The sequence below is a fragment of the Serpentinimonas maccroryi genome (genome assembly GCF_000828915.1).
Lineage (GTDB): Bacteria > Pseudomonadota > Gammaproteobacteria > Burkholderiales > Burkholderiaceae_C > Serpentinimonas > Serpentinimonas maccroryi.
Genome location: NZ_AP014569.1, coordinates 259,468 through 279,756 on the forward strand (window position 1 = coordinate 259,468; position 20,289 = coordinate 279,756).

Consider the following 20,289-nt stretch of genomic DNA (forward strand, 5'->3'; position numbering starts at 1 on the left):
AGTTTGCTCCCCGCATTTTCAGTTGAGCCAAGCAGTCCAAGGCGCTTGACTTTTAATCACTTGGCTCACTATATCAAGTCCAGCCTTGGAAGCTGAACTCGTCAGTGTGAGCCCCCGGCGGCCACCCAAAGTGCCCCACTTATGGCCACCCAAACTGCTCCACCCGGCTGGGGGTGACCTGATGCATTGAGCTTGGCATGTTGGTCGCCTAAAGGCCGATGGGCAGGACGTTACTTTCACCCCCTCATCAACGAGGGGACCACTGGAGTGAACGTCTTGAAGCCACATCTGCAAACCACCATCTGGACTCTGCTACGGGCCAACGCCAGCCAGCGAGAGATCGAGCGGGTCACGGGAATTTCCCGCCACACCATCCGCACCTACCAACAGCGCTTTGCTGCCGAGCGGGCAAACTGCCCCGGGGTGGCCACCGGCTCTGAGACTGTGGCCAGTCAAACTTCCCCACCCCGGCCACCGGCGTTTGCTGCTGCCCCGGCACCGGTGGCCACCTCCCTGTGCGAACCCTACCGCGAGTTCATCGAAGCCCAGTTGCGTCTGAAGCGCAACGCCATGGCCATCTACCAGGACCTGGTCGACCAACACGGCTTTACCGGGCAGTACAACTCGGTCAAACGGTTCTGCGCCAAGCTGCGCCAAAAGGAGCCCGAGCAGTTCGACCGCCTTTCCTTCCTGCCTGGCGAGGAGATGCAGGTGGACTACGGCGAGGGGGCCTACACCTTGGTGCCGGGTTCTGATCGATACCGCAAACCCCGCCTGTTCGTGGCCACGCTGCGCCACTCGCGTGCCAGTTTCCGGTACGTGGTCTGGAAGTCCAGCCACCAGATCTGGGCCGAGCTGCACGAGCGGGCCTTTCGCTACTTCGGTGGCTGTCCGCAGTACGTGGTGCTGGACAACCTCAAGGAAGGCGTCATCAAACCCGACCTGTACGAGCCCGAGCTCAACAAGGTTTATGCCGCCACGCTGGCGCACTACGCCGTGGTGGCCGACCCGGCACGGGTGCGCGACCCCAACCGCAAGGGCACGGTGGAGCACGCCATCGGCCACACCCAGGCCACGGCCTTGAAGGGGCGACGCTTTGAATCCATCGAGGCCCAGAACGAGTTCCTGACGCACTGGGAGAAGAACTGGGCGGCCAAGCGCATCCACGGCACCGAGCGGCGTCAGGTGCAGGCCATGTTCGAGGAAGAGCGGTCTCACCTCAAACCCTTACCGCTGCTGGGCATGCAGTATTTCGACGAGGCTGAGCGCACCGTCTGCGACGACAGCTGTGTGCGGGTGGATCACAGCAGCTACGCCGCGCGCCCGGCCGCCATTGGATCGAAGGTACTGGTGCGCATCTACGCCAAGCGCATCGAGATCCGGGATCTGGCCTCAGGTGCCTTGCTGCGCACCCACGCCAAGGCCCAGCGCCCTGGCACGGTGGTGCTGCCCATGGATGAGCGGGTGTTCAATCCTTCCCGCGAGACCCGTCTGATCCTGCGCCAAGCCAGCGAGATCGGGGAACACGCCAGCCGGCTGTGCGAGCTGCTCTTTGCCATCGAGGGCCGGGTGGGCCAGCGCAAGCTCTGGGGCATTGTGGGACTTATGCGCCGTTACCCGGCGCACTGCATCAATGCCGCCTGCGCTCAGGCCCTAGAGCAAGGGGTCTACAGCTACAAGCGCGTTCTGGCTCTGACCGAAGCCCTCTTTGCCCAGGCGATGGCGGCCATTGAGGCCGAGTCTAGCAGTGCCCCCGCCGCCGGTGCCCACGCGCTGACGCAGCAGCATGAGCTCATCCGAGACGCTGAGGAGTACGGCGATCTCTTCGCGCACGCCGCCGCCGCCACCAACACCAACATCGCACCTGGAGTTCAGCCATGAACATGATCGAGATCGAACGCGCTCTGCGTGAGCTGCGCCTGTCGGGCATTGCCGAGACCCTGTCGACCCGCGTGATGCAGGCCCAGGCCGCCCAGGAGCCGTTCCTGGAAACATTCGCTGCCATGCTTCAGGACGAGTTGGACCGTCGGCGCTCACGCCTGAGCGAGCGCCGCTTCAAGCGATCCGGGCTGGATGAGAAGGTCAGCCTGGCCGATTTTGACTGGCGTTTCAATCCGAAACTACCGCGTAGCGCCTGCTTCGAGTTGCACACCCTGAAGTTCATCGGCGAGGGTGCCAACGCGCTGATCATTGGCAAGCCCGGCACCGGCAAGAGCCATGTGGCCAAGGCCGTGGCCTACCAGGCCACGCTGCAGGGCTATGACGTGCGTTACCTAGAAGCCGACACCGAGTTCGCCCGTTACGCGTTGGCCAGTACGGCAGAGCGCACCGAGCTGCTCAAGGACTGGGTCGAGACGGACCTGCTCGTACTCGATGACCTGTTCCTGGCTAGGCGCATCAGCGAGCATGCCGCCGAGGTGCTACAGGCCATCGTGCACCAGCGCTACAAGCTGCGCCGCGCCGTTCTCATCACGTCCAACCGGGTGGTGCAGGACTGGGGCAAATACCTGGGCGAGGCCACCATGGCCAGCACAATCCTGGATCGGCTCATGCACCGCTGCGCGATGCTGGAGTTCGAGGGCAAGAGCTACCGCCTCAAAGAGGCAGCCGCTCGCATAGCCATCAGCCCGGAATCGTCATAATCCACCCTGTCCTGCCTGGAGCAGTTTGACCGGCCATAAGTGGAGCAGTTTGGGGTGGCCATCGGGGGTGTGAGCTTCTGCAGGAACACATATTTTTAAGCTTTTTCCTTGGCTGCGCGTATCTTTTTTCTGCTTCTACTCTCAGCCAGTTGTAGCCACTATAGACCAACGCCTAGTTCGACCTAGGCTGGGCCCCTAGATGGACGGCGGTGAGGTTGATTTTTGGGCAAAACTCCCCCCACCCGCCGCAAGACAGGTAGCGAGGTTTTACCCAAATGAATCTGGACGGCGGAGCCGGCGTCATTACGGGCGTCACAGACACGCAGCTGCTGTGACACGACTAGACTTTGACTGTTGCTGCACAGCCCCATCTGCCCCTCTGGTCGTTCCTCCCAGGGCTGCACCCTCGATGCCCGCTCGGTGCCATGGCTGCGCGCGGTGTGTTGAGCCCCCTCCAGCAGCCTTACATACAGCGAACGGTGTTTATCTGACGACCTGACCACCGACCCTGCCGCTGCTGGTGCGCCCAAGCTCTTGCCATGAGGCTCAAGATGGGTACAAACGGGACGTCGCCGCCAAAAGCATTTGATAGCGCTGTTGATAGCGATGGGGCCGTCGGCGGGCTTCGGACGACTGCGGAGCAAGACGCGCCGGTTCGCGTGTCAACCCAAAGTAGAAATGTCCCCTATTTGCACAAAGTAGAAATGTCCCCTTGCTGTGAGGCCAAGCGTGCTCAAGACTCAGCCGCTGGGGCAGGCTGGCGCAGGGCGTAGCCCGTAGCGGGCCTGCCCCAGCGGGGGCGGGCTGATGTGGGTGTCGGGCTGCAAGATGCCCTGCTGGCGCATGGCGTCTTGCATCTCGACTTGCGCCCTGACCTTAAGCGCTCTGCGATCCTCTGCGCTCAACGCATCCACACGCTGGTTGACCTCCTTGTCGTCGGCCACCTTCTTGTGGCGCAGGTGCTCGTGCACCAAGTAGCCTTGGTAAGCCAAGGGCTGGCCGCGGTAGAGCAGCTCCAGCCGCCCGTCGCCGTACTGGGCGATATCCACCTTGGCCTTGGCTTTGGGCGCATGGGCCTGCCCCGGGGTGATCCACAACTGACTGCCCTCGAACTGGCACGACAACTGCGCACTGAGCTGGCGCTGGTGGTGCCGCGCACATATGCGCGCCAACGCCTCTGGCGTCCCTGTATAGGGCCGGTGGGCGTCTTCAGGCGCTTGGGGCTGGATGGCAAAGCGTGCGTTGTGCTGGGCGATGTAACCACCCAGCCACGCATTGGCGTCTTGCATGGTGCTGATGCCCGCCAACCGCATGGCTTTGCACAACCGGTCTTGCAAGGTCTGGAACAACCGCTCCACGCGGCCTTTGGCCTGTGGGCTGTGGGCGCAGATGGGCTCGATGCGCAGTTGCAGCAGCGCACGCTCGAACTGGGTCGGGTCGGGGTCTTCGCTGTCGTGTTTGGGTGTTGATGCTGTGGCGGTCGCTGTAGTAGGCCAGCGGCGCACCCAAGGTGCCTACGTGCTCTTGCAGCAGCGCCAGGTACGCCTGCGTGGTCTCGGCCGCTGAAAAGCGCGCGGCCAGCACCCGCCCGGTGGCGTCGTCGATGAAGGCGATTAGGCAGCATTTGTCGCAGCGCCCCTCGAACCAGTCGTGGTGGCTGCCGTCGATTTGCACCAGCTCGCCTAGGCGCTCTCGGCGCGCACGTGGGCTGTGCTGGCGCACTGGCCGGCGCTGCTTGGCCCTCCACAAGCCCGCTTCGATCATCCAGCCTCTGAGGGTCTCGGCGCTGATGCGCTGGCTGTGCTGGCTGAGCAGGTACTCGCTGGTCAGCTGCGGGCCAAAATCAGCATAGTGCTCGTGCACCAAGCTCATGATGGCGTCTTTGCGCTCAGGACCTATGCGCCGCTTGCTGGGCTGTCCGCGCAGCTTGTTGACCACGGCCTGCGCCCCTAGGCTGCGCACGCCTTGGCACAAGCGCTTGACTTGGCGCACCGATAAACCCAGTTGCTGCGCAGCCAAACCCTGCGTCAGCTCTCGCCCTAATACCCGCCGTATCACCAGCAACCGTTCGGCTTCCTGCACACTCATCATCACCCTCGCTTGCACCACCATCCGCTGCCCCTTCACACATGAAAGGGGACATTCTTATCTGGGGCAAAGGGGACATTACTACTTTGGGCTGGCAGACGCGCCGGTTCGCGTAAGATTTTGATATAATTAGACTTGCGATGACGCGGATGGTGGCGTCACAGCCTTTGTTAAGCACTGTTAATCCGTAGGTCCCTGGTTCGAGCCCAGGTCGGGGAGCCAAAAAAGTCGAGCACTCAGCCCAGTTTCTTAGCTGGGCTTTTTGCTTTCAGGAGCTGGCTGCATTGTTGCCAGCGCCCGCCGGCGATCAATCCCGGGTCTTGCAGGTGTTGATGCCAAAGGGCAGATAAGCCGGGCACCAGCCCACTGCCGCAGTCAGGATCGGCACGACGCCGATGTAGCCCCAAGCGCCCACGGTGCCCGTGGCGGCCAGCGCGATCAGCGCCACCCCACCCACCACGCGCACGATACGATCTGCGCTGCCTACGTTGGTTTGCATTGCTGCTCTCCTGAATAAACGAAACCGTTTCATTTTGGCACAGCCATTCTGGCCTTGCTCAGGGCGCAGTCTTTATACTTGAGCGGCTTAGGCGAGCACACTCAACCAGCCAAGGGGATACGACCATGATCAAGCCGCTCAACGTCCTGTTTTTGTGCACCCACAACGCCGCGCGGTCCATCATGGCCGAGGCGGTGCTCAACCATCTGGGTGGGCATCGTTTCCGGGCTTATTCGGCTGGCACGCAAGCCCGTGCTGACCATCGGCCGCACCCGCTGACGCTCGAGGTGCTGCGCGCGGCCAGTGTGTCCACCGACGGGCTGCGCAGCAAGAGCTGGACCGAGTTCAGCGCCGCCGATGCGCCCGCGATGGACTTGGTGGTCACGGTGTGCGATATGGCTGCTGGTGAGTCGTGCCCGGTCTGGCCAGGGCACCCCGCCACAGCGCACTGGAGCTACCCGGATCCGTCCAAGGCGGCAGGCGATGTGGAGCAGCAACGCGAGGCCTTCCGCCAGACCCTGCACGCACTGCACCAGCGGCTTGAGCTGCTGGTGCAACTGCCGCTGTCTGGGGTGGACCGCTTGGTGTTGCAAAGCGAGGCGCGCCGCCTGGGACAAAAAACCCCATGAGCAATTGCGCCCAGCACTCCATCTGCCCCGACACATGACACGCTTTTGACGCTGAAGCGTCACGCAATTTTCATCAATTCGCTTTACGCTCCAAACGGTGCAAAACAATGCGGCGCTGCTTGCGGGTGCGCCGGGGTTTTGTGCGTTTTTCATCCCCCAAAAAATCGTGTCGCAAGGAGCGCATTGATGTTTAACTTGAATCTGCGTGCGGTTTCAGCCGCTTGTGTGTTGGCGCTGGCCACTGGTGTGGCTGCAGCCAGCGCGGCCAGTGCGGCGCGCGCCCCGGCTGCCGACCCAGGCCGTGCTGCTATGACGCAAGCGGTGCCCACCGGCAACGTGATCTTCTTTCACCCCGACGGCACCGGGCTTAACCACTGGAATGCCCATCGCATGTACTTCCACGGTCTGGACGGCATTTCCAACAAAGACCGCCTGCCCCACATGGCGGTCTATCGCGGCCACATGCACAACCTGATCAACGGCACTTCGCACGCTGGCGCCACCACGCACGCCTTTGGCTACAAGGTTGATGCCTTTGGCTCCTTTGGCATGGACGGCGACGGCAACGCCAACCCGCCGACCAACCGCGCCATCCGCAGCCTGTCGGGCTTTCGCGGCTCGGTGATGCGCGAAGCCGCCAACGCCGGCATCCCGGTGGGGGTGGTCAACGACGGCCACGTCGGCGAGCCCGGCACCGGCGCCTTCTTGGCCGAAGTGGGCAACCGCGACAACTGGCAGGAAATCACGCGCCAGATGATTTTGGGCCGCCCCGGCATGAACGACACCACGCCTTGGGTCATCATGGGCGGTGGCGAGGCCGACGCGCTGCCGCAGGGCACCACCACCGTGCACCGCAACGTCAACGAAGAGCGCCGTGCCCCGGTCAACAGCCGCCAAAGCCTGCGCACCGACGACCTCAACCTGATCGCAGCCTGGAACGCCATGGGCAGCGGCAACCTGAGCAACGACCCGACTCAGCGCGACGATTTCATCGTGCTGCGCACCCGGGCCGAGTTCGAGCGCCTCAAGCAAGCGCTGCAAGCCCACCCGCGCTATGCCCCGCGCGTGCTGGGCCTGTTTGCCTTCCAAGACACCTTCAACGACCGCAACGAGCAAGACCTGATCAACCGCGGTTTCGTGCGCGCGGGCATGGCGGCTGGCACCACCGGCGCGGGCCCGCAAAAGCAAAGCCGCCTGGTGCTGTGGGGCGACCACGACGCCGCCGAGCCGGGCTTCAACCCGCCCACCTTTGCCGAGATGACCGAGGTCGCCCTCACCATCCTGAGCCGTGCCGCCGCACAGCGCCCGCAAGCCGCGCAGCGCCGCTTCTTCCTCGTGGCCGAGCAAGAGTCGATCGACAACTTTGGCAACAACACCAACGCCATCGGCATGTTGCACGCCATGCAAGACACCGATCGCGCCATCGGTGCAGCGCTAGACTTTTTGCGCCGCAATGAGCGTACCCTGATCGTCACCGCTGCCGACAGCGACGCCGGCAGCATGACGGTGGTTTCGGGCCAAGTGTCGGGCATCACGCCCCCGACCAACATCCTGCCGGCCGGGCGCGCGCCCGACAACGTGGCCTCCGTGGCCACCAACCCGTCGTCGGCCATCCCTGCGGGTGCCACCGGCCCCGACGCTGCGGTGGTCAACAACTTCCTCGACGGCGTCGAGGGCCGGCAGTCGCCGATGTTTGTCACCGAGCCGGATCAGTTTGGCAACCGGATGCAGTTTGGCATCGCTTGGCCGGGCACGGCCGACTACTTTGGCGGCGTGTTGTCGCGCGCCGCCGGCCTAAACGCCGGCCTGCTCAACAGCCGCTTCAGCCAGCGCTTCGACAACGTGGACGTCTATCGCCTCAAGCACGCCACCCTGTTTGGCCGCATGCTCAACTACCCCACCGCCACCGAGGCGCCTGGGCGTTGATTTTTTAGCTTCGGGAAAGCGCGTGGGCTCTAGCCCACGCCTTGATGCCGCCTGCTCCTGCATGGGGTGGGCGGTTTTTTTTGGTGTTGCGCTCAGGCTCAGGCTCAGGCCGTGCCGCCCACCGTCAGCCCGTCGATGCGCAGCGTCGGCTGGCCCACGCCCACCGGCAGGCTCTGGCCTTCTTTGCCGCAGGTGCCTACGCCGCTGTCGAGCGCGAGGTCGTTGCCGATCAGGCTCACTTTTTTGAGCGCTTCGGGGCCGCTGCCCACCAGGGTGGCGCCCTTGACCGGGTATTGCAGCTTGCCGTCTTCGACCCACCACGCTTGGCTGGCGCTAAAGACGAACTTGCCGCTGGTGATATCGACTTGGCCGCCGCCAAAGTTGCTGGCGTACAGGCCGCGCTTGATGCTGGCGATGATTTCTTGCGGCTCTTTGTCGCCGGCCAGCATGTAGGTGTTGGTCATGCGCGGCATGGGCAGGTGGGCGTAGCTCTCGCGCCGGGCGTTGCCGGTGGGGCCCACGCCCATGAGGCGCGCGTTCAGGCTGTCTTGCAGGTAGCCGCGCAAAATGCCGTCTTCGATCAGCACGTTGCGCTGGCTGGCGCAGCCTTCGTCGTCGATGTTGAGCGAGCCGCGCCGGTCCGCTAGGGTGCCGTCGTCGAGCACGGTCACGCCCTTGGCTGCCACCCGCTTGCCGATGCGGCCGGCAAAGGCGCTTGAGCCTTTGCGGTTGAAATCACCCTCGAGCCCGTGCCCCACGGCCTCGTGCAACAGCACGCCCGGCCAGCCGGGGCCCAGCACCACCGTCATCTCGCCCGCCGGGGCGGGGCGGCTCTCGAGGTTGGTCAGGGCCGACTGCACCGCCTCGCTCACATACTGCGCGATCTGCGCTTCGTCAAAGCGCGCCAGCCCAAAGCGGCCGCCACCGCCAGAGGAACCCGATTCGCGCCGCCCGCCCTGTTCGGCGATCACGGTCAGCGACAAGCGCACCAACGGGCGCACGTCGGCGGCCAGGGTGCCGTCGGCGCGCGCCACCAGCACCACGTCGTACTCGCTGGCCAGGCTGGCCATGACCTGCACGATGCGTGGGTCGTGCGCCTTGGCCAGCGCCTCGACGCGCTCGAGCAGTGCCACCTTGGCGGCGCTGTCGAGGCTGGCGATCGGGTCGTGCTCGGGGTAGAGCGAGCGCGCCTTGGCGACTTTGCGCGCGCCCACCTTGGTGCGGCCCTGCTGCCCTTGGGCGCCGATGCTGCGCACGTTTTGCGCCGCGTCTTGCAGGGCGGCCCACGACAGGTCGTCGGAGTAGGCGAAGGCGGTTTTGTCGCCGCTCACGGCGCGCACGCCCACGCCTTGGTCGATGCTGAAGCTGCCGCTCTTGACGATACCTTCTTCGAGGCTCCAGCCCTCGGAGCGGGTGTATTGGAAGTAGAGGTCGGCGTCATCGACCCCGGGGGCCATGAGCAGGCTCAGGGTGCGGCGCAGATGGGTTTCGTCGAGCCCGTAGGGTTCGAGCAACAGGCTGTGGGCAGTGGCCAGCCGGGCCAGGGTGGGTTCGCGTGCGATCATGGGCCCCATTGTAGGAACTTGCGCCCGCCGCTGCAGCGCGCGCGTAAGGTCTAGGACTGCAGCAGCCGCTTGGAGCGCCCGATGGCGAGCAAAATCCCCAAGCTGGCGCCGAGCGTGAGCATGGCCGTGCCGCCAAAGCTCATGAACGGCAGCGGCAGCCCGACCACCGGCAAAATGCCGCTGACCATGCCGATGTTCACAAAGGCATAGACAAAATGCACCAGCGTCAGCGCGCCGGCCAGCAGGCGGGTGAACAGGGTCGGGGCTTCGAGGGCGATTTTGAGGCCGCGCCAGACCAGATAAAAGTACGCTCCCAGCAGCAGCAGCACACCCAAAAAGCCAAATTCCTCGGCGTAGGCGGCAAAAATGAAGTCGGTGGTGCGCTCGAGCACGAAGTCGAGCTGGGTCTGGGTGCCTTGCAGCAGCCCTTGGCCCCAGAGCCCGCCCGAGCCGATGGCGATCATGCTCTGGATGATGTGAAAGCCGTTGCCCAGCGGGTCGGCGGTGGGGTTGAGCAGGGTGCAGACGCGCACCTTTTGGTAGTCGTGCAGCAGCACCCAGTCCACCCCGCGCTGGCACCAGTGCGGCTCCATCACCACCAAGGTGACGATGCCCGCCAGCCCCAGCAGCACCGGCGGGACGATCAGCTTCCAGCTCAAACCGGCAAAGTAGATCACGAACAGGCCCGAGGAGGCGATGAGCAGGCTGGTGCCGAGGTCGGGCTGGCTCATGATCAGCGCCGTGGGCATGGCCACGATCACACCAGCCACCAAAAAATCGGGCCAATGCAGCTGGCCCTCGCGTTTGTGAAACCACCAAGCCAGCATCATCGGCATGGCCAGCTTCATGATCTCGCTCGGTTGCATGACGATGAAGCCAAGGTCGAGCCAGCGTTGCGAGCCATTGCGCTCGATCCCCACCAGTTCCACCGCCAGCAACAGCAGCAGGCCGCCCACGTACAACGGCGCAGCCAGCGCCAGCCAGCGCTGCGGCGGAATCTGCGCCACCACGAACAGCGCGGCGGCGGCGATCAGCAGGTTGCGCACATGCAGCTCAAAGCGCCCTGGCATTTCGAAGGCGGCCGAATACATGGCCAGCAGCCCGAGCGTGCTCAGGAGCGCAATCGCCAGCAGCAGCGGGCCATCAAAGCCCTGCACCAGCGGCAAGGCCCGGCGCCACAAAGGAGGGTTTTGGATCACGACGGCCATGGCGGCGCATTATCCTCTGTGCGCGGCGCTGTTACATTGCGCCCCATGGCCAAAGACAAGTCCCACTACAGCTGCCAGCAATGCGGCGGCACGACGCCGCGCTGGCTCGGCAAATGCCCGCACTGCGGGGCCTGGAACAGCCTGCTCGAAACCGCGCCCGAGCCGCAAACGGCGGGCAAAAACCGGCTTAGTGCCGCGGGGCCTACCGGGTTGGTGGCGGCGGCCGAACTGGCGCCGATCTGCGATATTGAGGCCAGCGAGGTCGCGCGCACCCCCACTGGGCAAGAGGAGCTGGACCGCGTGCTCGGCGGCGGCATCGTGGCTGGGGGCGTGGTGCTGATCGGTGGCGACCCCGGCATCGGCAAATCGACCCTGCTGCTGCAAGCGCTGGACGCCATGCAACGCCAAGGCCTGCCCACGCTGTACGTGAGCGGCGAAGAGAGCGCGGCCCAGGTGGCCCTGCGCGCGCGCCGCCTTGGGCTGGCGGCCAGCCCCGTGCCGGTGCTGGTCGAGATCGGGCTCGAGGCCATATTGGCCACGCTGGCGCGCGAGCGCCCGGCGGTGGCGGTGATCGACTCGATCCAGACCCTGTACTCCGATCAGCTCAGCTCGGCGCCCGGTTCGGTGGCCCAGGTGCGCGAGTGCGCCGCCTACCTGACGCGCGCCGCCAAGGCCAGCGGCAGCGCCATCGTGCTGGTGGGGCACGTGACCAAAGAGGGCACGCTGGCCGGGCCGCGCGTGCTCGAGCACATGGTCGATACGGTGTTGTATTTCGAGGGCGACAGCCACGGCCCCTACCGGCTGATTCGGGCGATCAAAAACCGCTTTGGCGCGGTCAATGAGATCGGCGTCTTTGCCATGACCGAGCGCGGGCTCAAGGGCGTGAGCAACCCGAGCGCAATTTTTTTGAGCCAGCACAGCCAGCCGGTGCCTGGCAGTTGCGTGCTGGTGACGCTCGAGGGCACGCGGCCGCTGCTGGTCGAGATTCAGGCGCTGGTGGACAGCGGCGGCCCGAGCCCGCGCCGCCTGAGCGTGGGGCTGGAGCGCGAGCGCCTGGCGATGCTGCTGGCGGTGCTGCACCGCCACGCCGGGGTGTCGTGCAGCGACCAAGACGTGTTTGTTAACGCCGTGGGCGGGGTGCGCATCAGTGAGCCGGCGGCCGATCTGGCGGTGCTGCTGGCGATCGCCTCGTCGCTGCGCAACCGCGCCTTGCCGCAGGGTTTTTTGGCGTTTGGCGAGGTCGGGCTGGCGGGCGAGGTGCGCCCGGCGCCGCGCGGGCAGGAGCGGCTGCGCGAAGCGGCCAAGCTGGGTTTTACGGCCGCTCTGTTGCCCAAGGCCAACATGCCCAAAAAGTCAGATCTGGCGCAAAACAAGGCGCTGGCCGGCATGACGCTGCACCCGGTCGAGCGCATCGAAGAGGCGCTGGACTTGGCGCGCGGCTTTTGATGAGCCCAGGTGGCTCCCAGCTAGGCCGCGGACGGTGTCGGCCCATGCGCTGGTGCGTGTCTAGGATCGCCCTGCTGTAGTCTGCAAAAGAGGTATGAGCCTGGTGGGGGCTTGTGCCGCTTTTCTTGCTGGCCTACACTGGCCCCAAACACAAGGGAGGGCAGATGAAGCGCATGCGCACGGCTGGGGCGGGGGTGACGTTGATCGAGTTGTTGGCGGTGCTGGGGTTGCTGGCCATTCTGGCGGCGCTGGCTGCTCCGGCGCTGGGGCAGATGGTGCTCAACCAGCGCCAAAGCACGGCTGCCAGGGACATTTGGCTTGCGTTGGCGCTCACGCGCAGCGAAGCCATCCGCCAAGGTCGCCGCATGGTTTTGTGCCGCAGCCCAGACGGCAGCGGCTGCGCGCCAGCTGGCGATTGGTCGCAAGGCTGGATCCTGTTTGCCGACCCCAACCACAATGCACAACGCGATGCGAGTGAAGCGGTGCTGCAGGTCTGGGCCGCGGTCGCGCCAGGCGTGCGGGTGCGAGGCAACACCCCGGTCATGCGCTACGTCTCCTACATGCCTCAGGGGCATACCGAATTGGTCAGCGGCGCCTTTCAGGCCGGCACCATCACCGTCTGCCGTGCCGGCGCCAGTTCGAGCCCGGCGCAGCAGATCGTGATCAGCCGCAGCGGGCGCCCTCGCTTGCAACAGAGCACCGTCGGTTCATGCCTTTGAGGGGTGGAAGCTTGTGCGGCAGCTGCCTGGCGCCGGTCTGTGCATCGACCTGAGCTTTCTGGCTGCCTTGTTCATGCCGCACCCGCCGGGCCTTGTGCCAAAATCCCGACCACAATCTTGGCCTGCTCCAAGCCTGCACACCCCACCCCCAACTCCCTGAGATTCCAAGCCGCTGGTGCCCTGAACATGATTGCAACCCCGCTAAACCCGATCAGGCGCCTGTGCGACACCGTGGTCTGCGTCTGCAAGAGCGGTGGCGAATACGGCGTGGCGCAGGTGCAGGCGCTGCAGCGCCAGTTGCGGCGCCATGCGCCCGGCGCGCGCCTGATCTGCCTGAGCGACCTGCCGAGCATGCCCGAGGGCGTCGAGTTGCGGCCGTTGCGCCACGATTTGCCGGGCTGGTTTTCCAAGCTCGAAATCTTTGCCTTGCCTGAGCGCTGTTTTTTGTACCTCGACCTCGACGTGGTGATCACGCGCAACCCGTTGGTTGACGCACCGCCTGGGCTGTGGCTGCTGCGCGGCTTCAAGGGCCACGACTACAACTCGAGCCTGATGCTGGTCAACGGCAACTTTGGCTCGATTCTGGAAGACTTTTTGCTCGATGTGCAGGGCCATATCGCAGCCTATTCGGGCGCCAAAGGCTGGGGCGACCAAGACTTCATCCGCGACAGCGGCCTGGTGAGCGGCAGCCTGCAAAAGCTGCACCCCAATCTGGCGGCTTCGTGGAAGGTGGACTTGCGCTACCGCATGGACTGGATCGAGCCCGCGCCCGCCGTGCTGGTGTTTCATGGCCGCCCCAAACCCGAAGAGCTGCGCATCGACAACCCCCGGCCCGGCCGGGTGCGGGTGCGCAGTTGGCGTTACCGGTTGCTGAGCTGGCTCAAGGCGCTGCGGGCACGGATGTAGCTGGCGGGGCGGGCGTGCCCTGCGGGGCTTCAGATCGAGCGCGATACCGGCTGGGTTGAGGCAGAAGCTGCCACGGGGCGGCTGCCCAAGGTGCAAACCGCCAGCAGCCAAAGCAGCGACAGCCCGAGGTTGGCGTCGCGAAACGGGGCGTTGACTAGGGTGGTGAGCAGCAGCGTCCAGAGCAGCAGCTGGGCCACGCCGGCTAGGGGGTCGCCGCGCTGGCGCAGGCTGTGCCAGCCCAAGGCCGCCAGCAGCGCCAGCAGCAACAGCAGGCCAGGCACGCCTTTTTCCATGCCGGTGAGCAAAAAATCGTTGTGCGGGTTGTTGATTTCCCCCATGGCTGGGTTTACCTCGGCCATGGTAGCGCGCCAGCTGGGCAACCAACTGCCCAAGCCGGTGCCCAGCAGCGGCTGCGCGGCCATGCCCTCGAGGGCGTGCTGGTACATGCGCAGACGCACGCTGGTGCTGCCGTCAAAATTGCCGGTGGCGGCAAAGTGCTGCACCTCTTGCGCGGCTTGCTCGAAGCGCGGCTGCACCGTGGGGCTGAACTGCCAGACCAGCAGCGCGCCCAGCAGCAGAGCCACCGCAGCGCTCAACAGCGGCCGCCAACTGTGCCAGCGCAGCACAAACACCGCCAGCGGCAGCAGCAGCAACAGCAGTTGTGCGTTGCGCGAAACACCAAAAATCGCCACCATGGCGGCAAACAGCAGCCAGCCCAGCAGCGCCAGCGCCCGCTGCGCAGGCCGCAAACCCGGCTGCAGCGCCAGCCAGAGCGCGGCAGCGGCGGCGGCAGCGAGCAGGATGAACTTTTGGCTCGTGCTGTTGCCCGTGGTGCCGCTGACCAAGGCGCGCCAGAGCGCGGCGTCGGGCAGCGGCCAGACCTGGTGCAGCAGCAGCAGGGCGCTGGCCAAAACGGCCCCGGCCAGCAAGCCATAGAGCGCGTACCAGCGCTCGGCGGGCAGCAACATCAGCCCCAAGCCCAGCACCAGCGCCACCCGCAGCAGGTGAAACAGGCGCGAGGCGCTGTCTTCGTGCCAGCCCTGGGTGGCCAGCACCAGCAGCGCCCACAGCAGCGGCAGCAGCAGCAGCCACAGCCACGGCCGCAGTTGCTGCCAGCGCGCCTGCCACTGCGGCCGATCGAGCAGCAGCAACAGCAGCAGCACGAGCAAGCCGAGGTAGCTCAAGCCCACCGGAAAAAAGGTGAAAGCGCCCAGCGCACACGCCACCCAAGCGATGCTGCGACTAGAGCCGGCGGCGCGGTGGCTGGGGGTGGCTGCAGCGCTGGGGGTAGCGCCAAGGGCGGCGTTTGGGGGGGCTGGATTCATGGCGCGGGATGGGGTTCGGGGGCTTTGACGAAGCCGTCGGCGCGCCAGCGCCACAGGCCAGCCAAGCGGCCCAAGGCGCGCGCCACCAAGCGCGGTGCCGGCAGCAGCAGCCGCAGCAGCAAGGCCGCCAGCGCCAGCACCAAGGCACGCTGGCGCTTGCGCTGCGCCGCGGGCACGCCGGCGTATTTGGCCAAGTAACGCAGCTTGGACTGGGCGTGGTGCAGCCCGCGCGCGTACTCGCTGCGCCAAGGGGTGGGCGAGCGCGTTGAGCCGCGCGAGTGGTGCGCGATCCGGATGGCGGGCTCGAGCACGATCGGCAGGCGCGCAGCCAGCAGGCGCGCACACAGGTCGTCGTCTTCGTAGTACAAAAAGAAGCCGGTGTCAAAAAAACCGATGGGGCGCAAGGCCGCCAGCCGCAGCAGCATCACGGCACCGCACGCCGCACCCACGCAACACGGGGCATCGGCCGCTGGGCCGCTCGGGGCCCAGAGGTGGCGCGGCCAGCCGTAATTGAGGGTTGGCCGGCCGCGCGCGTCGAGCAGTTGCGGCACCAGCAGCGCCGCCTCGGGCCAGCGCTGGGCCGCTTGCATCAGGGCAAGCACGGCGGCTTCGGTCAGGGCGCAGTCGGGGTTGAAGAGCAAGGCATAAGGGGTCTGCACCCGCTCAAGGGCCAAATTGTTGGCGCCGCCAAAGCCGAGGTTGCTGGGGCTGGCCAACACCAGCGCCTGCGGCAGGGTGCGTGCCAGCTCGGCGCGGGTGCCGTCGGCGCTGGCGTTGTCCACCACGATCAGGTGCGGCAGCGCCGCCAGCGCGCCGGCCAGCGGCGCCAGGCAGTGGGCGCTGTGGTGGGTGACCATGATGAGCGTGACCTGCTCGAGCAGGGCGCGCGGGTCGGCAGCGGCGGCCATGCGCTAGTGCGGCGGCTTGAGGGCGCGCCACTCCCAGACCAGGTGCGCGGCTTGGCCCGTGAGGCGGTCGGCGCCGCGAGCCAGCCAGCCGCCCAGCGCTGGCCGGGCGGGTTCGTAGTCGCGCTTGAAGCGGCAGCGGGTCTGGCGCAGCTGCTCAAACTCGCCCTTGAAGCCGTACATGCGCGCCCCGAGTTCGGGGCGGCAAAAGTAGCGCCAGGTCTTGGGCGTGATCGGGTTGACGTGGGTCGGGTCGCGCCACATTTTTTCGTGGTCGAACAGCGGCGTGACGGCGTACAGGCGGCCATCGGGCTTGAGTACGCGCCAGATTTCGTTCATCAGCTCGATGAATGGTAGCCGGCTGCTGCCGCTGGCCACGTCGAGCGCCACGCGCGGAATGTGCTCGATGAAGTCGTAGGCCGAGACGCTGTCGAACTGCGCGTCGGCAAAGGGGATGGCTTGCAGCGCCAAGTTGGCTGCAACGATGGCTTGTACGCCGGGGGCTTGCAAGCCGGAGCGGATGTCGATGCCGTAGAGCAGCGGCGCCGCGTAGGGGTTGCGCGGTCGGGTGCCACAGCCGAGGTCGAGGTGGCGGCGCTGTGTGGACGTGTCCGATCCAGTGCCCGGCCGGTCAGCCGTCGCGGGGCTGGGGGGGTTCATGGTGCTGCTAATGGGGTGTGGGGTGGGGCCAGCGGTTGGGTCGGGTTGCAGGCAGTCTAGGCGCGACAGCCTAGCCTCAAACCGCCGTCAGCCAGTGCGCGTAGTCGGGGTTGCGGCCGCTGACGATGTCGAAGAACGCGCTCTGGATGCGTTCGGTGATCGGGCCGCGGCTGCCGCAGCCGATCTCGATCCGGTCGAGCTCGCGGATGGGGGTGATTTCGGCGGCGGTGCCGGTGAAGAAGGCCTCGTCGGCGATATAGACTTCGTCGCGCGTGATGCGCTTTTGCACGACCTCGAGGCCGAGGTCGCGCGCGATGTGGAACACGGTGTTGCGCGTGATGCCGTTGAGCGCGCCGGCGGATAGGTCGGGGGTGTAGATCTGGCCGCCTTTGACGATGAACAGGTTCTCGCCCGCGCCTTCGCTGACAAAGCCGCTGGCGTCCAGCAGCAGCGCTTCGTCGTAGCCGTCGTCGGTGGCTTCCATGTTGGCCAAAATGCTGTTGGTGTAGTTGCTCACCGCCTTGGCCTGCGTCATGGTGATGTTGACGTGGTGCCGGGTGTAGCTGCTGGTCTTGACGCGGATGCCGCGGCGCAAGCCTTCTTCGCCCAGATACGCGCCCCAGGCCCAAGCGGCGACCATCAGGTGCACGCGGTTGCCTTTGGGGCTGACGCCGAGTTTTTCGCTCCCGATCCAAGTCAGCGGGCGCAGGTAGCCGCTGGCCAGGCCGTTGGCGCGCACCACTTCGCACTGCGCGGCGTTGACCTGCTCGGGCGTGAACGGGATTTTCATGCGCAAAATCTTGGCGCTGTTGAATAGGCGCTCGGTGTGCTCTTGCAGCCTGAAGATCGCCGGGCCGTCGGCGGTGGCGTAGGCGCGCAGGCCCTCGAAGGCGCCGCAGCCGTAGTGCAGGGTGTGGGTGAGCACGTGCACTTTGGCATCGCGCCAGTCGATGAGCTGGCCGTCGAGCCAGATTTTGCCGTCGCGGTCAGACAGGGGCAGGGGGGCGTTCATGGGCGGGGTCTCGCTTGCTTGGAGGTGTAAGAGTTGGGCTGCGCAGCCATTTTAATCGGCTGGCGCGGCAGGCCGGTGGGTTTTCTGGCTGCAGCCGGGCGGGCACAAAAAACCGCTAAGGGCCTAAAGTTTGGGCTTCGGTGGCCGAAATACCACTTGAATGCCGTGAGTCCGTCCGGCGCTCACCCGTCTTGGAGTCTGCCATGTTGAACATCTCATCTGTAGCCGTAGCTCCTGTGCCAGCCCAAGGGCCGGTGTCGGCGCGTGTGCAGCCCACCACACCCGCCCGCGCCAGCGAACATGTGTCGCCGCGCAACCAAGGGGTGAATGCGCCGGTGGCGCCGGCCGGTGAGGGTTCGCGCACTCAGGCGGTGTACGCCCCGCCGTCGCTGCCCCCGGTGAACCCGACCGACCAGGCACTGCGCGCCAACATGTACGACAACGCGGCGGCGCCCGAGCGCTTCAACTTTCAAGCCAGCGTGGCAACGGCCCATATGGCATCTTCCGTGGTAGCGCAACGACAAGCGCTCGCGGTGCCTGCTCAGGCAGCAGAGCAGGGGCTGTCTGAGCAGCGGATTCCAGAACAAGGCACGGCAGAACCAGACCGTGCCGCACTGGGCTTGGGTCAGCTGGCCCCGAATCCACAACGCGCAGAGCAAGAACGCACCGAGCGCACGCGCACGCAGGACGCGCGGCAGACGCAGGCGATCGAAGGTCAGATGCCGCCACCGCCACCGAACCCGGTCGATGAGGCCCGGGCCAACCAGATTCGCGATCTGCTGCCCAATGTCTGGAGTGCCAGCCGCTTTGCCGCCGACCAGTTGATCGGCGAAGAAGCGCGCGAGGCGGCGCAGCGGCGCGCCGAATTGCTTGCCCCGGCGCAGCCTACACCGATCGAGCGCGCGCTCGAAGCCGCCGCCGAGAATTACCAGCTCACCTCGTCGTTGCCGCTGCCGCCCAGTGCCGGTGTCAACGTCGATCGCCTGATTTGACGCGGCCGCAGGCAGCCTAAGGCTGCACTTAAATTCGGTGCCGCACGCCGGCGCTCTGCAAGCGCTCCAGCAGCGCCTTGGCGATGCTTTTGAGTGGCAGCACCTCGCTGGCAGCACCGTGCTGAATGGCCACCTTGGGCATGCCAAAGACCACGCAGCTGGCTTCGTCTTGCACGATGTTGTGGCTGCCGGCGTCGAGCATTTCTTTCATGGCCGCGCCGCCGTCGCCGCCCATGCCGGTGAGCATGACGCCGATGGCGTTGGGCCCGAGCACGCGCGCGCAGGATTTGAACAGCACCTCGACCGATGGCTTGTGGCGGTTCACGGGCGGTGAATCATCGACCACCGCCACGTAGTTGGCGCCGCTGCGCGCCAATGAAAACTGTTTGCCGCCGGGCGCAATGTAGGCGTGCCCGGGGAGGATGCGCTGCCCATCGACCGCCTCTTGCACGCGAATGCGGCACAGCGAATCGAGCCGGGCCGCAAAGCTGGTGGTGAAGCCCGGCGGCATGTGCTGGGTGATGACGATGGCGGGGGCGTCGGCTGGCAATTCGACCAGAATTTCCTTGATCGCCTCGGTGCCGCCGGTGGAGGCGCCGATGCAGATGATTTTTTCGGTCGACAGGCGGCTAAAGCTGTTTGCGTTGGGGGCGGCGCTGGTGCCGCCTTCGGGCGTGCGCACCGCAGTCGGCGTGGGGGCTGCTGCCACGTGGCGCCTCACGCGCGCCTGGCTCGCGATGCGGATTTTTTCTACGATCTCAGTGCCTAGGGCTTTGAGGCCGCTGCTCACGCCGATGCGCGGCTTGGCGACGAAATCGACCGCCCCCATTTCGAGCGCGCGCAAGGTGGTGTCGGCGCCCTGCTCGGTCAGGGTCGAGACCATCACCACCGGCATCGGACGCAGCTTCATGAGGCGCGAAAGGAACTCGAGCCCATCCATTTTGGGCATTTCAACGTCGAGGGTGATCACATCCGGGTTGAGCTCGCGGATCATCTCGCGCGCTTGCAGCGGGTCGTTGGCCGCTCCGATGCACACCATGTCGGGCTGCTGGTTGATGATTTCGGTGAGCAGGCTGCGCACCAGCGCCGAATCGTCCACCACCACCACTCTGATTTTTGCCATGGGGGTTTACCAGCCTTAGAACAGATCGACCGAACCGCCGGCCGTGGACTGCACCACTTTGGTGGCCACACCTTGGCGCTCTTGGGCTTCGAGCGTGTCGGGGTGGGCGTGCGCCAGGCGCTTGACCATGGCTTTGCCGGTCACGGGGAAAAACACCACTTTGCGCGGGTAGATGTCGAGCACGTCTTTGGACACCACCGGAATGCGCTCGGTGGCCAAATAGTCGAGCACGAACTTGGTGTTGCGCTCACCCACATTCATGGTGGTAAAGCCCGCGATCACCGCGCCGCCGCCAAACACCTTGGCCTGCATGTAATCCCGCGTCGAGCCCTTTTTGATCATTTCATTGATCAGCAGCTCCATGGCGTAGGAGCCGTAGCGGCCGCAGGCGTCGGCGCCACCTTCGGGCAACATGAAGTGGTTCATGCCGCCGATGCGCAAGCGCGAGTCCCAGATGCAGGCGGCGATGCACGAGCCGAGCACGGTCATGATGACCAAGTCTTCTTGGGCCACGAAGTACTCGCCCGGCAGCACCTTGGCAGCGTTGTACTTGAAGTTCTGGTCGTGAAAGAAAAACGACGCTTCGCCCGGCCGGCGCGCGCGGGTTTTAAGGGTCTGCAAGTATTCGAGGCTGCGGTGCATGG

Annotated in this window: 18 protein-coding genes and 1 pseudogene; 8 read left to right on the forward strand and 11 right to left on the reverse strand. The window is 65.7% G+C overall.

Going from position 1 to position 20,289, the window contains the following annotated elements; all coding sequences use genetic code 11:
• Window positions 1–267 precede the first annotated feature (267 nt).
• Window positions 268–1,881, forward strand: a complete 1,614-nt coding sequence (gene istA, locus SMCB_RS01130) for an IS21 family transposase (protein ID WP_045534450.1) — start codon at window positions 268–270, stop codon at window positions 1,879–1,881.
• Window positions 1,878–2,642, forward strand: coding sequence for an IS21-like element helper ATPase IstB (gene istB, locus SMCB_RS01135; protein ID WP_045534452.1), 765 nt, complete (start codon window positions 1,878–1,880; stop codon window positions 2,640–2,642). Before istA ends, istB begins: the two co-directional genes overlap by 4 nt.
• A 740-nt stretch (window positions 2,643–3,382) precedes the next feature.
• On the opposite strand, the gene SMCB_RS12060 is transcribed toward istB, so the two are convergent.
• The 3 genes and pseudogenes from SMCB_RS12060 to SMCB_RS01145 all read right to left on the reverse strand — a co-directional run bounded on the left by SMCB_RS12060 (window position 3,383) and on the right by SMCB_RS01145 (window position 5,229).
• Window positions 3,383–4,147, reverse strand: a complete 765-nt coding sequence (locus SMCB_RS12060; protein WP_052468359.1) for a hypothetical protein — start codon at window positions 4,145–4,147, stop codon at window positions 3,383–3,385.
• A gap of 466 nt (window positions 4,148–4,613) precedes the next feature.
• Window positions 4,614–4,754: pseudogene (locus tag SMCB_RS13265) on the reverse strand (hypothetical protein); the annotation flags it as partial.
• A 283-nt stretch (window positions 4,755–5,037) separates the two neighbouring features.
• A complete protein-coding gene (locus SMCB_RS01145) occupies window positions 5,038–5,229 on the reverse strand; it encodes a YgaP family membrane protein (protein WP_034114121.1) in 192 nt (63 codons plus the stop codon).
• A gap of 125 nt (window positions 5,230–5,354) precedes the next feature.
• Here SMCB_RS01145 and SMCB_RS01150 point away from each other — a divergent pair, with 125 nt between their 5' ends.
• Both SMCB_RS01150 and SMCB_RS01155 read left to right on the forward strand, forming a co-directional pair.
• Window positions 5,355–5,858: an arsenate reductase ArsC gene (locus tag SMCB_RS01150; RefSeq protein ID WP_034114123.1), complete on the forward strand. Its 504-nt coding sequence runs from the start codon at window positions 5,355–5,357 to the stop codon at window positions 5,856–5,858.
• A gap of 186 nt (window positions 5,859–6,044) precedes the next feature.
• Window positions 6,045–7,784, forward strand: coding sequence for an alkaline phosphatase (locus tag SMCB_RS01155; protein ID WP_052468360.1), 1,740 nt, complete (start codon window positions 6,045–6,047; stop codon window positions 7,782–7,784).
• 104 nt (window positions 7,785–7,888) lie between these two features.
• Here SMCB_RS01155 and tldD read toward each other — a convergent pair whose 3' ends face one another.
• Window positions 7,889–9,349: a metalloprotease TldD gene (tldD, locus tag SMCB_RS01160; RefSeq protein ID WP_045534454.1), complete on the reverse strand. Its 1,461-nt coding sequence runs from the start codon at window positions 9,347–9,349 to the stop codon at window positions 7,889–7,891.
• A gap of 50 nt (window positions 9,350–9,399) precedes the next feature.
• On the reverse strand, window positions 9,400–10,557 hold the full coding sequence (gene rodA / locus SMCB_RS01165; RefSeq protein WP_045534456.1) for a rod shape-determining protein RodA: 1,158 nt from the start codon (window positions 10,555–10,557) through the stop codon (window positions 9,400–9,402).
• A gap of 45 nt (window positions 10,558–10,602) precedes the next feature.
• Between rodA and radA the strand changes: the two genes are divergently transcribed.
• From radA to SMCB_RS12065, 3 genes are all read left to right on the forward strand, one after another.
• Complete coding sequence (gene radA, locus SMCB_RS01170) at window positions 10,603–12,003, forward strand: DNA repair protein RadA (protein ID WP_045534458.1); 1,401 nt, start codon at window positions 10,603–10,605, stop codon at window positions 12,001–12,003.
• A 164-nt stretch (window positions 12,004–12,167) separates the two neighbouring features.
• Window positions 12,168–12,722, forward strand: coding sequence for a GspH/FimT family pseudopilin (locus SMCB_RS01175; RefSeq protein WP_052468361.1), 555 nt, complete (start codon window positions 12,168–12,170; stop codon window positions 12,720–12,722).
• 186 nt (window positions 12,723–12,908) lie between these two features.
• On the forward strand, window positions 12,909–13,628 hold the full coding sequence (locus tag SMCB_RS12065) for a hypothetical protein (RefSeq protein WP_052468362.1): 720 nt from the start codon (window positions 12,909–12,911) through the stop codon (window positions 13,626–13,628).
• 29 nt (window positions 13,629–13,657) lie between these two features.
• On the opposite strand, the gene SMCB_RS12070 is transcribed toward SMCB_RS12065, so the two are convergent.
• The 4 genes from SMCB_RS12070 to SMCB_RS01205 all read right to left on the reverse strand — a co-directional run bounded on the left by SMCB_RS12070 (window position 13,658) and on the right by SMCB_RS01205 (window position 17,530).
• Window positions 13,658–14,953, reverse strand: coding sequence for an O-antigen ligase family protein (locus SMCB_RS12070; RefSeq protein ID WP_082027151.1), 1,296 nt, complete (start codon window positions 14,951–14,953; stop codon window positions 13,658–13,660).
• Window positions 14,950–15,861, reverse strand: a complete 912-nt coding sequence (locus tag SMCB_RS01195) for a glycosyltransferase family 2 protein (protein WP_045534464.1) — start codon at window positions 15,859–15,861, stop codon at window positions 14,950–14,952. The genes SMCB_RS12070 and SMCB_RS01195 overlap by 4 nt, the downstream gene beginning before the upstream one ends.
• A gap of 3 nt (window positions 15,862–15,864) precedes the next feature.
• Complete coding sequence (locus SMCB_RS01200) at window positions 15,865–16,518, reverse strand: class I SAM-dependent methyltransferase (RefSeq protein ID WP_052468364.1); 654 nt, start codon at window positions 16,516–16,518, stop codon at window positions 15,865–15,867.
• Window positions 16,519–16,594: 76 nt separating this feature from the next.
• On the reverse strand, window positions 16,595–17,530 hold the full coding sequence (locus SMCB_RS01205) for a branched-chain amino acid transaminase (protein ID WP_045534466.1): 936 nt from the start codon (window positions 17,528–17,530) through the stop codon (window positions 16,595–16,597).
• Between the two features lie 203 nt (window positions 17,531–17,733).
• Between SMCB_RS01205 and SMCB_RS01210 the strand changes: the two genes are divergently transcribed.
• Window positions 17,734–18,522, forward strand: coding sequence for a hypothetical protein (locus tag SMCB_RS01210; protein WP_144400219.1), 789 nt, complete (start codon window positions 17,734–17,736; stop codon window positions 18,520–18,522).
• 28 nt (window positions 18,523–18,550) lie between these two features.
• On the opposite strand, the gene SMCB_RS01215 is transcribed toward SMCB_RS01210, so the two are convergent.
• Together SMCB_RS01215 and cheD are read right to left on the reverse strand one after the other, a co-directional pair.
• Window positions 18,551–19,645 (reverse strand): protein-glutamate methylesterase/protein-glutamine glutaminase, encoded by a 1,095-nt coding sequence (locus SMCB_RS01215; RefSeq protein WP_045534470.1) that lies wholly within the window; start codon window positions 19,643–19,645, stop codon window positions 18,551–18,553.
• Window positions 19,646–19,660: 15 nt separating this feature from the next.
• A complete protein-coding gene (cheD, locus tag SMCB_RS01220; RefSeq protein WP_045534471.1) occupies window positions 19,661–20,287 on the reverse strand; it encodes a chemoreceptor glutamine deamidase CheD in 627 nt (208 codons plus the stop codon).
• Window positions 20,288–20,289: the final 2 nt, after the last annotated feature.

Excerpts from the sequence above, each read along its gene's own strand:
- istB (WP_045534452.1), top strand. The coding sequence starts at position 1,878 with ATGAACATGATCGAGATCGAACGCGCTCTGCGTGAGCTGCGCCTGTCG.
- SMCB_RS01145 (WP_034114121.1), bottom strand. The coding sequence starts at position 5,229 with ATGCAAACCAACGTAGGCAGCGCAGATCGTATCGTGCGCGTGGTGGGT.
- SMCB_RS01150 (WP_034114123.1), top strand. The coding sequence starts at position 5,355 with ATGATCAAGCCGCTCAACGTCCTGTTTTTGTGCACCCACAACGCCGCG.
- SMCB_RS01155 (WP_052468360.1), top strand. The coding sequence starts at position 6,045 with ATGTTTAACTTGAATCTGCGTGCGGTTTCAGCCGCTTGTGTGTTGGCG.
- tldD (WP_045534454.1), bottom strand. The coding sequence starts at position 9,349 with ATGATCGCACGCGAACCCACCCTGGCCCGGCTGGCCACTGCCCACAGC.
- rodA (WP_045534456.1), bottom strand. The coding sequence starts at position 10,557 with ATGGCCGTCGTGATCCAAAACCCTCCTTTGTGGCGCCGGGCCTTGCCG.
- radA (WP_045534458.1), top strand. The coding sequence starts at position 10,603 with ATGGCCAAAGACAAGTCCCACTACAGCTGCCAGCAATGCGGCGGCACG.
- SMCB_RS01175 (WP_052468361.1), top strand. The coding sequence starts at position 12,168 with ATGAAGCGCATGCGCACGGCTGGGGCGGGGGTGACGTTGATCGAGTTG.
- SMCB_RS12065 (WP_052468362.1), top strand. The coding sequence starts at position 12,909 with ATGATTGCAACCCCGCTAAACCCGATCAGGCGCCTGTGCGACACCGTG.
- SMCB_RS12070 (WP_082027151.1), bottom strand. The coding sequence starts at position 14,953 with ATGAATCCAGCCCCCCCAAACGCCGCCCTTGGCGCTACCCCCAGCGCT.
- SMCB_RS01195 (WP_045534464.1), bottom strand. The coding sequence starts at position 15,861 with ATGGCCGCCGCTGCCGACCCGCGCGCCCTGCTCGAGCAGGTCACGCTC.
- SMCB_RS01200 (WP_052468364.1), bottom strand. The coding sequence starts at position 16,518 with ATGAACCCCCCCAGCCCCGCGACGGCTGACCGGCCGGGCACTGGATCG.
- SMCB_RS01205 (WP_045534466.1), bottom strand. The coding sequence starts at position 17,530 with ATGAACGCCCCCCTGCCCCTGTCTGACCGCGACGGCAAAATCTGGCTC.
- SMCB_RS01210 (WP_144400219.1), top strand. The coding sequence starts at position 17,734 with ATGTTGAACATCTCATCTGTAGCCGTAGCTCCTGTGCCAGCCCAAGGG.
- SMCB_RS01215 (WP_045534470.1), bottom strand. The coding sequence starts at position 19,645 with ATGGCAAAAATCAGAGTGGTGGTGGTGGACGATTCGGCGCTGGTGCGC.
- cheD (WP_045534471.1), bottom strand. The coding sequence starts at position 20,287 with ATGCACCGCAGCCTCGAATACTTGCAGACCCTTAAAACCCGCGCGCGC.